Here is a 9,287-nt window from a genome sequence, read left to right on the forward strand (position 1 = left end):
TCTTTTCCGGGTGCAATCGGCAGATTACGCAAAGTTCCACCCTGCCCTGTCGGGTCAAGGTGGAATCCGGTGTGACCGGCTTAAAGCCGGAAATCCACCCGGACGCAAGTCCGGGTGGAAATTCTTTGATTAGAAGGTCAGACCACCTTCACGAGCCGCTTCGGCGAGAGCCTTGATGCGGCCATGATAGATGAAGGCGCCACGATCGAAGACGACTTCCTTGACGCCAGCCTTGACGGCACGCTCGGCGACCAGTTTGCCAACGGCAGTTGCTGCTGCAATGTCGGCGCCGGTCTTGAGCTCGCCCTTCAGGCCACCATCGAGAGTCGAAGCAGCCGCGAGGGTCTTGCCAGCGACGTCGTCGATGATCTGAGCGTAGATGTTCTTCGAAGAGCGATGTACCGACAGACGCGGACGGCCATTTGCCACCGCCTTGATCTGACGCCGTACGCGGTTCGCACGGCGAACAAGTGCTTCTTTTCTGCTTGCCATTTCGCGCGATCCTTACTTCTTCTTGCCTTCTTTGCGGACGATCCGCTCTTCGGCATACTTGACGCCCTTGCCCTTGTAGGGCTCCGGACCGCGATATTCGCGGATCTCGGCGGCAACCTGGCCGACCTGCTGCTTGTTGATGCCGGACACGATGATTTCGGTCGGCTTCGGAACAGCAATCGAGATGCCAACCGGCGGCTCATAGACGACATCATGGCTGAAGCCGAGTGCCAGCTGCAGGTTCTTGCCCTGCAGCGACGCGCGGTAACCAACGCCGTTGATTTCGAGCTTGCGCTCGTAACCGTCCTTAACACCCTTCAGGATGTTTTCGATCATCGTGCGGGACATGCCCCACTTCGAACGAGCATCCTTGGAGTCGTTGTTCGGCTGAACGACAACGGCGTTGTCTTCGAGCTTCACGGAGATTTCGTCATTTGCGACGAAGAAAAGTTCACCCTTCGGGCCCTTGACGGAGACCTTCTGGCCTTCGACAGAGGCGGTCACACCAGCCGGAACCGGAACGGGCTTCTTACCGATACGAGACATAGTTTTTATCCTGTCTGTTCGCTATGGAGATCCCCTGCCCGTCTTAGAAGACGGAGCAGAGTACCTCACCACCAACGTTCTGTTCGCGAGCCTGGTGATCGGCCATCACACCCTTCGGAGTCGAAAGGATGGTGATGCCGAGGCCGTTCGCGACCTGCGGGATGGACTTAACCGAGACATAAACTCGGCGGCCCGGCTTGGATACGCGACCGATTTCGCGAATGACCGAAGAACCTTCGTAGTACTTCAGTTCGATCGTGATCTCGGACTTGCCATTGTCGTAATCGACCTGGCTGTAGCCACGGATGTAGCCTTCGGCCTGCAGAACGTCGAGAACGCGGGCACGGAGCTTGGAGGCCGGGGTGGTGACGGAGCTCTTGCGGCGAGCGGCACCATTCCGGATACGGGTGAGCATATCGCCCAACGGATCAGTCATCGTCATATTGGCGTCTCCTTACCAGCTCGACTTTACAACGCCCGGCACCTTGCCGGTGTTGCCAAGCTCACGAAGCGCGATACGCGACATTCCAAGCTTGCGGTAGAATGCACGCGGACGACCGGTGACTTCGCAACGGTTGCGAATACGGGTCTTGGAGCCATCGCGCGGCAGTTCTGCCAGCTTCAGGGTGGCCTTGAACCGCTCTTCAATCGAAAGAGACTGGTTCATGATGATCGCCTTCAGCCCTGCACGCTTTGCAGCCTGGCTGGCGACGGTCTTGCGGCGGCGCTTGTTCTTTTCAACTGCGCTTGTCTTCGCCATATTGAAGTTCCTCTTCTACGCTCGTCGTTACGGTTACTGACGGAACGGGAAGTTGAACTCTTTCAGAAGAGCCCGAGCTTCGTCGTCGTTGGTCGCCGTCGTGCAAACGATGATGTCCATGCCCCACATCTGATCAACCTTATCGTAGTTGATCTCCGGGAACACAATGTGCTCCTTGATGCCCATGGCGAAGTTGCCACGGCCGTCAAAGGACTTCGGGTTCAGGCCGCGGAAGTCGCGAACGCGCGGAAGCGCGATGTTGACCAGGCGGTCCAGGAACTCATACATGCGGGCGCCGCGCAGGGTAACCTTTGCGCCGATCGGCATGTGCTCGCGAACCTTAAAGCCAGCGATCGAGTTGCGGGCCTTGGTGATGACCGGCTTCTGGCCGGCGATCGCAGCAAGGTCAGCAGCAGCAACACTGGGCTTCTTGGAGTCGGCAGTTGCCTCACCCACGCCCATGTTGATGACGATCTTGTCCAGCTTCGGGATCTGCATCTCGTTGGCGAAGGAGAACTGCTCCTGCATAGCCTTGCGGATGCGGTTTACGTATTCAACCTTGAGCCGCGGCTCGTACTTGGACTCAGCCATCGATCACTTCTCCCGAACGCTTGGCCACACGAACCTTCTTGCCGTCGACGACCTGGAAACCGACGCGGGTCGGCTTGCCGTCCTTGTCGACGATCGCGATGTTCGACAGATGGATCGAAGCTTCCTTGCTGATGATGCCGGCTTCCGCGGTCTGCGTCTGGCGCTGGTGGCGCTTGACAACGTTGATGCCACGGACGACCGCACGGTCTTCCTTCGGCATGACCTGGAGGACTTCGCCCGAACGGCCCTTGTCCTTGCCAGCGAGTACGACGACCTTGTCGCCCTTACGAATCTTTTGCATCGCTCGTCGCTCCCTTACAGTACTTCCGGAGCCAGCGAGATGATCTTCATGTGGTTCTTGGCGCGAAGTTCGCGCGGAACCGGTCCGAAGATACGGGTGCCGATAGGCTCTTTCTTGTTGTCGATAAGAACGGCTGCGTTGTTATCGAATCGAATGACGCTGCCGTCGGCGCGACGGATGTCCTTGGCAGTGCGAACCACAACCGCCTTCATCACGTCACCCTTCTTCACGCGGCCGCGCGGGATCGCTTCCTTGATCGAAACGACAATGATGTCGCCGATGGAAGCATACTTGCGCTTGGAGCCGCCCAGCACCTTGATGCACATGACACGACGTGCGCCGGAATTATCCGCCACGTCGAGGTTAGTCTGCATCTGAATCATGTCAGGTCGCCTTCTTGTTGTAACCCGAACGGTTGGGCCAAGGCCCCCTATTCCGGCTTATGATAAATTTCTGGTGTGCGCGGGAAGGAAAATACAGGGTGGTTTCCCATACGGGACCTTCCGTGCGCTCAAAGCAAAAGAACGCCCGATTCCGAGCGTTCTCAGCCAGTGGCCTGCTTCATACAGATTTCTGCGCAAGGTGCAAGCCCTTGCGCAGCAAGTCCGTAAATTAAGCCTGGGCGGCAATCACCGTCCAGCGCTTGTCCTTGGAGATCGGTGCACATTCCTGGATGGAAACGACGTCACCGGTCTTGTACTGGTTGGCTTCGTCATGTGCCTTGTACTTCTTCGACCGGCGAACGGTCTTCTGAAGCAGCGGGTGGGCGAATCGACGCTCAACGCGAACAACGACAGTCTTGTCGTTCTTGTCGCTGACAACTACGCCCTGCAGAATGCGTTTCGGCATATTTCTCGGTCCTTAGGCCTTGGCTTCTGCCGCCTTCTGGCGGGCAATGGTTTTCACGCGTGCGATGTCACGACGGACTTCCTGAATACGGGAAGACTTCTCGAGCTGGCCGGTGGCCTTCTGGAAGCGCAGGTTGAACTGCTCCTTCTTCAGCTTTGCAAGCTCGTCGTTCAGCTGGTCAGCGCTCATGGCGCGTACGTCTACGGCTTTCATCGACTTGGTCCTCACTCTGCAATGCGCTGTACGAAGCGCGTCGTGACAGAGAGCTTGGCGGAACCGAGGCGAAGGGCCTCGCGCGCGATCTCTTCCGATACGCCGTCGATCTCGAACATGATACGGCCGGGCTTGACCTTGCATGCCCAGTATTCGACCGAACCCTTACCCTTACCCATACGAACTTCGGTCGGCTTGGCCGTGACCGGAACGTCAGGGAATACGCGGATCCACACGCGACCAGCACGCTTCATGTAGCGGGTGATCGCACGACGGGCTGCTTCAATTTCGCGAGCGTTCACGCGGTTCGGTTCCAGAGCCTTCAGGCCGAATTCACCGAATGCCAGATCAAAACCGCCCTTGGCGACGCCCTTGATGCGGCCCTTGAACTGCTTGCGGTACTTTGTACGCTTTGGCTGCAACATTTTCTTACTTCTCCGAGCTTATCTTTCGCCAGCGTTCAATCAAGCGTTCTCGCGGCGACGGTCGCCACGATCACCGCGTTCACGGCTTGCGGGACCCTGGGCATCGCCCTCCATCGCACGGCGTTCCGATGCCATCGGATCGTGCTCGAGGATTTCGCCCTTGAAGATCCAGACCTTCACGCCGCAGATGCCGTAGGCGGTTTCGGCTTCAGCCGTACCGTAATCGATGTCTGCACGCAGGGTGTGGAGCGGAACGCGACCTTCGCGGTACCATTCGGTACGAGCGATTTCGGCGCCACCGAGACGGCCGGCGCAGGTGATCTTGATGCCTTCGGCACCGAGACGCATGGCCGACTGAACGGCGCGCTTCATGGCGCGACGGAATGCAATACGACGCTCGAGCTGCTGGGTGATCGACTGAGCAACGAGCGTTGCGTCGATTTCCGGCTTGCGCACTTCAACGATGTTGAGGTGCGTTTCCGAGTTGGTCATCGACGAGATCTTCTTGCGAAGCTTCTCGATGTCTGCACCCTTCTTGCCGATGATCAGACCCGGGCGAGCCGAGTGGATCGTGACGCGGCACTTCTTGTGCGGACGCTCGATGACAACCTTGGCGATGCCGGCCTGCTTCAGCTCGTCCATCAGATACTTGCGGATCTTCAGGTCTTCGTGGAGCAGCTTGCCGTATTCGGCGTTGTCGGCGAACCAACGGCTATCCCAGGTGCGATTGATCCCGAGGCGGAAGCCAATCGGATTGATTTTCTGACCCATTATGCGGCCTCCCCTTTGGCTTCGACTTCACGCACCACGATGGTGAGGTGCGAGAACGGCTTTTCGATGCGCGATGCGCGGCCGCGGCCACGAGCGTGGAAACGCTTCATGGTGATCGACTTGCCAACATAGGCTTCGGCGACGACCAGCTGGTCGACGTCGAGGTCATGGTTGTTCTCGGCGTTGGCGATCGCAGACTCGAGGGTCTTGCGAACGGTTCCGGCGATACGCTTGCGGGAGAATTCCAGCTCAGCGAGAGCGCGCTCGACCTTCTTGCCGCGGATGAGCGCGGCAACCAGGTTGAGCTTCTGGGGGCTGACGCGGATCGTGCGGGCGACTGCCTGCGCTTCGTTGTCCTTGAGCCGGCGTTCGGTTTTAGCCTTGCCCATCGTTACTTCCTCTTCGCCTTCTTGTCCGCACCGTGACCGTAGTAGGTCCGGGTGGGAGCGAATTCACCAAACTTGTGGCCGACCATGTCTTCGTTGACAGAGACGGGCACATGCTTTGAGCCGTTGTAAACGCCGAAGGTAAGACCGACGAACTGCGGCAGGATGGTGGAGCGACGGCTCCACATCTTGATCACTTCACTGCGGCCAGTCTCACGAACCTTCTCAGCCTTCTTGAGAAGATAGCCGTCGACGAACGGGCCTTTCCATACTGAACGAGCCATTTCTGACTACCTCTCTTACTTCTTCTTCAGGTGGCGCGAACGCATGATGAACTTGTCGGTCGACTTGTTCGAGCGAGTCCGCTTGCCCTTAGTCGGCTTGCCCCACGGGGAAACCGGGTGACGACCACCGGATGTGCGGCCTTCACCACCACCGTGCGGGTGGTCGACCGGGTTCATGACGACACCGCGGTTGTGCGGGGTCTTGCCGCGCCAACGGGTACGACCAGCCTTGCCGTCGTTGGTGTTGCCGTGGTCCGGGTTGGAAACGGCGCCGATGGTGGCCAGGCAGGAGCCCGGGACCAGACGCTGCTCACCCGAGTTCAGGCGCAGGATTGCCATGCCGGCATCGCGGCCGACGAGCTGGACATAGGTGCCAGCCGAACGTGCAATCTGACCGCCCTTGCCAGGCTTCATCTCGACGTTGTGGACGATCGAACCGACCGGGATGTACTGCAGCGGCATGGTGTTGCCGGGCTTTACGTCGACAGCCTTTTCCGATGCGATGACCTTGTCGCCGGCAGCAATGCGCTGCGGAGCAAGGATGTAGGCCTGCTCGCCGTCGGTATAGGTGACGAGAGCGATAAAGGCCGAACGGTTCGGGTCGTATTCCAGACGCTCGACGGTGCCTTCGACGTCGAACTTGCGACGCTTGAAGTCAACCAGACGATAGGTGCGCTTGTGACCACCACCGATGAAGCGAGCGGTGATGCGACCGTAGTTGTTACGGCCACCGCTCTTCGAAAGACCTTCCGTCAGCGCCTTGACCGGCTTGCCCTTCCAGAGGCCCGAGCGGTCGACGATGACCAGCTGACGCTGGCTGGGGGTCGTCGGATTGTAGCTTTTCAATGCCATTGTTCTTGTTCCCTACCTCAGACGCCCGTCGACACGTCGATGGACTGACCTTCGGCGAGCGTCACGACGGCTTTCTTGACGTCCTTCTGCTTGCCGGCGAAGCCGCGGAAACGCTTGGTCTTGCCCTTGCGGACGAGCGTATTGACGGCGGTGACCTTGACGCCGAAGAGGGCTTCGACAGCAGCCTTGATTTCCGGCTTGCTTGCACCCTTGGCGACGTTGAAGACGACCTGGTTGAACTCAGACACCATGGTCGACTTTTCCGTGATCGACGGAGATACGATCACGTCGTAGTGGCGAAGATCCGTCATTTGAACCGCTCCTCCAGAGCTTCCACAGCAGCCTTGGACAGCACGAGCTTGCCACGGCGCAGGATGTCATAAACGTTGATGCCCTGAACCGGCAGAACATCGATGTTCGGGATGTTCGAAGCGGCGAGCTTGAAGTTGCTGTCGATTTCGGCGCCGCCGATGACGAGAGCGTTGGTGAGGCCGAGGGAGGCGAAGCTACCGACGAGCAGCTTGGTCTTGGCTTCAGCCGCAACCAGGTTGTCCACGATGATCACATCTTCCGACTTCATCTTGGCAGAGAGAGCGTGGCGCAGAGCGAGCGCACGAACCTTCTTCGGCAGATCATGGGCGTGGCTGCGAACAACCGGACCATGAGCCTTACCACCGCCGCGGAACTGCGGAGCGCGGGCCGAATGGTGACGAGCACGACCGGTGCCCTTCTGCTTGTACATCTTGGAGCCGGTGCGGGAGACTTCCGAACGGCCCTTGATCTTGTGCGTGCCGGCGCGCTTCTTGGCGAGCTGGTAGCGGATCATGCGAGCGATCAGGTCTTCGCGGGGCTCAAGGCCGAAGATTTCTTCAGACAGAGAAACCTTGCCAGCGTCCTTGCCCTCGAGGGTCTTGACGTTGAATTCCATGTTCTTGGCTCCCTTACTTCGCCGACTTGACGGCGTCGCGGACGATGATCCAGGAACCCTTGGAACCGGGAACAGCGCCCTTCACAAGGATAAGACCACGATCTTCATCGGTCGAAACGACTTCGAGGTTCTGGGTGGTGACGCGCGTCTGGCCCATGTGACCAGCCATGCGCTTGCCCTTCCAGACCTTGCCCGGATCCTGGTTCGAACCGGTCGAACCATGCGAGCGGTGCGAAACGGAAACACCGTGGGTCGCACGAAGACCACCGAAGTTGTGACGCTTCATGGCACCGGCAAAACCCTTACCGATCGTCGTGCCCGTGACGTCGACCAGCTGGCCGGCTTCAAAATGGCTCGCGGTCAGCTGAGCGCCGACATCGATGAGGTTGTCTTCGGATACGCGGAATTCAACGAGCTTGGCCTTGGGCTCAACGCTCGCTGCTGCGAAGTGACCACGAAGGCCCTTCGACGTGTTCTTGACCTTCGACGTACCGGCACCGAGCTGAAGCGCGACATAGCCGTTCTTGTCGGCCGTGCGCTGAGCCACGACCTGTACGTTATCCAGACGCAGAACTGTTACCGGGATATGTTCGCCGGCGTCGTTATAGACGCGGGTCATTCCCACTTTCTGTGCAATCACACCTGAACGCATTGGTTCATTCCTCTTGAGAGTCGCGGCCGGGAAAAAGTGATCCAGGCCTTTCCTCTTTGTTTAAGGATTCCACTCAGGCCCTTCCGAACCATCGGGTTTCCCGTTTCGAGAAGTCGTTGGCAGGTCTTGCCACGTACCTTCCTTGTTATTACGGCTCTCGCCGGAATTTCTTCTTAGAGCTTGATCTCGACGTCCACGCCGGCAGCCAGGTCGAGCTTCATCAGCGCGTCCACGGTCTGCGGGGTCGGGTCTACGATGTCGAGGAGGCGCTTATGCGTGCGCATTTCGAACTGTTCGCGGCTCTTCTTGTCGACGTGAGGCGAACGGTTGACGGTAAATTTTTCAATGCGGGTCGGGAGCGGTACCGGGCCGCGAACGCTTGCACCGGTGCGCTTTGCGGTCGAGACGATCTCCCGCGTAGAGGCATCGAGAACCCGGTGATCAAACGCCTTGAGGCGGATGCGGATATTCTGGCCGTTCATTCGACTTGTCCTTGTTTCTTTTCTTGCGTCCCGCATACGCAGAGACAGTGTATTACCATGACTGGCCGGCCCCTAATTTTCAAAAATCACAGACGCACCGCGGGGTGCGCCTGTCACTCTCTTCATTCATGAGGAGCCCTGCCGAACTCAGCCCGTCACCAGGCCTTGAAATCTGCAGCGCTGAGAACTGCCGGTGCAAATCACCGTGCGATTCTGATCGTGGCCGGCGACATACACCGCAAACGGCCTCTCGTCAATCCGGCCGACGGCACGAATTGGCGACATGCGCTCTGTCTGCATGACTGGCTTGCACCAATCGACAGACGGAAACGAAAAGCGGCCCCGGGCGAATGGCCCAGGGCCGCCAATTCAATCGATTACTCGATGATCGAAGCGACGATGCCGGCGCCGACGGTACGGCCGCCTTCGCGGATTGCGAAGCGCAGCTTTTCTTCCATCGCGATCGGAACGATCAGCTCGACTTCAACCGTGACGTTATCACCAGGCATAACCATTTCCGTGCCTTCCGGAAGCGACACGATGCCGGTCACGTCCGTGGTGCGGAAGTAGAACTGCGGACGATAGTTGGTGAAGAACGGCGTATGACGGCCGCCTTCTTCCTTCGTCAGGATGTAGGCTTCTGCCATGAACTTCTTGTGCGGCTTGACAGAGCCCGGCTTGCACAGGATCTGGCCACGCTCAACCGCATCGCGGGTCACGCCACGCAGAAGTGCGCCGATGTTGTCGCCGGCCTG

Annotated in this window: 19 protein-coding genes; all 19 read right to left on the reverse strand. The window is 58.9% G+C overall.

The genetic code is table 11. The annotated features are described in order from the left end of the window. Window positions 1-129: 129 nt before the first annotated feature. Entirely contained in the window at window positions 130-492 is a 363-nt protein-coding gene (rplR, locus tag QWE_RS23440; protein ID WP_006728671.1) for a 50S ribosomal protein L18, read from the reverse strand. Window positions 493-504: 12 nt separating this feature from the next. Further along, window positions 505-1,038 (reverse strand): 50S ribosomal protein L6, encoded by a 534-nt coding sequence (gene rplF, locus QWE_RS23445; protein ID WP_006728672.1) that lies wholly within the window; start codon window positions 1,036-1,038, stop codon window positions 505-507. Between the two features lie 43 nt (window positions 1,039-1,081). Next, on the reverse strand, window positions 1,082-1,480 hold the full coding sequence (gene rpsH, locus QWE_RS23450) for a 30S ribosomal protein S8 (RefSeq protein WP_006728673.1): 399 nt from the start codon (window positions 1,478-1,480) through the stop codon (window positions 1,082-1,084). A 12-nt stretch (window positions 1,481-1,492) separates the two neighbouring features. Then, complete coding sequence (rpsN, locus tag QWE_RS23455) at window positions 1,493-1,798, reverse strand: 30S ribosomal protein S14 (RefSeq protein WP_006728674.1); 306 nt, start codon at window positions 1,796-1,798, stop codon at window positions 1,493-1,495. Window positions 1,799-1,831: 33 nt separating this feature from the next. Next, window positions 1,832-2,389, reverse strand: coding sequence for a 50S ribosomal protein L5 (rplE, locus tag QWE_RS23460; RefSeq protein ID WP_006728675.1), 558 nt, complete (start codon window positions 2,387-2,389; stop codon window positions 1,832-1,834). Further along, window positions 2,382-2,690, reverse strand: coding sequence for a 50S ribosomal protein L24 (rplX, locus tag QWE_RS23465; RefSeq protein WP_006728676.1), 309 nt, complete (start codon window positions 2,688-2,690; stop codon window positions 2,382-2,384). Before rplX ends, rplE begins: the two co-directional genes overlap by 8 nt. A 14-nt stretch (window positions 2,691-2,704) precedes the next feature. After that, window positions 2,705-3,073, reverse strand: a complete 369-nt coding sequence (rplN, locus tag QWE_RS23470) for a 50S ribosomal protein L14 (protein ID WP_006728677.1) — start codon at window positions 3,071-3,073, stop codon at window positions 2,705-2,707. A gap of 229 nt (window positions 3,074-3,302) precedes the next feature. Beyond that, window positions 3,303-3,539, reverse strand: coding sequence for a 30S ribosomal protein S17 (gene rpsQ / locus QWE_RS23475; RefSeq protein ID WP_006728678.1), 237 nt, complete (start codon window positions 3,537-3,539; stop codon window positions 3,303-3,305). Between the two features lie 12 nt (window positions 3,540-3,551). After that, window positions 3,552-3,752 (reverse strand): 50S ribosomal protein L29, encoded by a 201-nt coding sequence (rpmC, locus tag QWE_RS23480; RefSeq protein WP_006728679.1) that lies wholly within the window; start codon window positions 3,750-3,752, stop codon window positions 3,552-3,554. A gap of 11 nt (window positions 3,753-3,763) precedes the next feature. After that, window positions 3,764-4,177, reverse strand: a complete 414-nt coding sequence (gene rplP / locus QWE_RS23485) for a 50S ribosomal protein L16 (protein WP_006728680.1) — start codon at window positions 4,175-4,177, stop codon at window positions 3,764-3,766. A 39-nt stretch (window positions 4,178-4,216) separates the two neighbouring features. Beyond that, window positions 4,217-4,948 (reverse strand): 30S ribosomal protein S3, encoded by a 732-nt coding sequence (gene rpsC, locus QWE_RS23490; RefSeq protein ID WP_006728681.1) that lies wholly within the window; start codon window positions 4,946-4,948, stop codon window positions 4,217-4,219. Further along, window positions 4,948-5,337 carry a 50S ribosomal protein L22 gene (gene rplV / locus QWE_RS23495; protein WP_006728682.1) on the reverse strand — a complete coding sequence of 130 codons (390 nt, stop codon included), beginning with the start codon at window positions 5,335-5,337 and terminating at the stop codon, window positions 4,948-4,950. Before rplV ends, rpsC begins: the two co-directional genes overlap by 1 nt. Before the next feature lie 2 nt (window positions 5,338-5,339). Next, window positions 5,340-5,618, reverse strand: a complete 279-nt coding sequence (rpsS, locus tag QWE_RS23500) for a 30S ribosomal protein S19 (RefSeq protein WP_006728683.1) — start codon at window positions 5,616-5,618, stop codon at window positions 5,340-5,342. A 15-nt stretch (window positions 5,619-5,633) separates the two neighbouring features. After that, a complete protein-coding gene (gene rplB / locus QWE_RS23505; RefSeq protein WP_006728684.1) occupies window positions 5,634-6,470 on the reverse strand; it encodes a 50S ribosomal protein L2 in 837 nt (278 codons plus the stop codon). 17 nt (window positions 6,471-6,487) lie between these two features. After that, window positions 6,488-6,781 carry a 50S ribosomal protein L23 gene (locus QWE_RS23510; RefSeq protein ID WP_006728685.1) on the reverse strand — a complete coding sequence of 98 codons (294 nt, stop codon included), beginning with the start codon at window positions 6,779-6,781 and terminating at the stop codon, window positions 6,488-6,490. Then, window positions 6,778-7,398, reverse strand: coding sequence for a 50S ribosomal protein L4 (rplD, locus tag QWE_RS23515; RefSeq protein ID WP_006728686.1), 621 nt, complete (start codon window positions 7,396-7,398; stop codon window positions 6,778-6,780). The genes QWE_RS23510 and rplD overlap by 4 nt, the downstream gene beginning before the upstream one ends. A gap of 13 nt (window positions 7,399-7,411) precedes the next feature. Next, complete coding sequence (gene rplC, locus QWE_RS23520) at window positions 7,412-8,050, reverse strand: 50S ribosomal protein L3 (protein ID WP_006728687.1); 639 nt, start codon at window positions 8,048-8,050, stop codon at window positions 7,412-7,414. A 173-nt stretch (window positions 8,051-8,223) separates the two neighbouring features. Further along, window positions 8,224-8,532 (reverse strand): 30S ribosomal protein S10, encoded by a 309-nt coding sequence (gene rpsJ, locus QWE_RS23525; protein ID WP_006728688.1) that lies wholly within the window; start codon window positions 8,530-8,532, stop codon window positions 8,224-8,226. A gap of 377 nt (window positions 8,533-8,909) precedes the next feature. Beyond that, the coding region (locus QWE_RS23530) for an EF-Tu C-terminal domain-related protein (protein WP_006728689.1) at window positions 8,910-9,287 on the reverse strand (378 nt) is incomplete at its 5' end.

The organism is Agrobacterium albertimagni AOL15, from assembly GCF_000300855.1.
GTDB classification, from domain to species: Bacteria; Pseudomonadota; Alphaproteobacteria; order Rhizobiales; family Rhizobiaceae; genus Allorhizobium; species Allorhizobium albertimagni.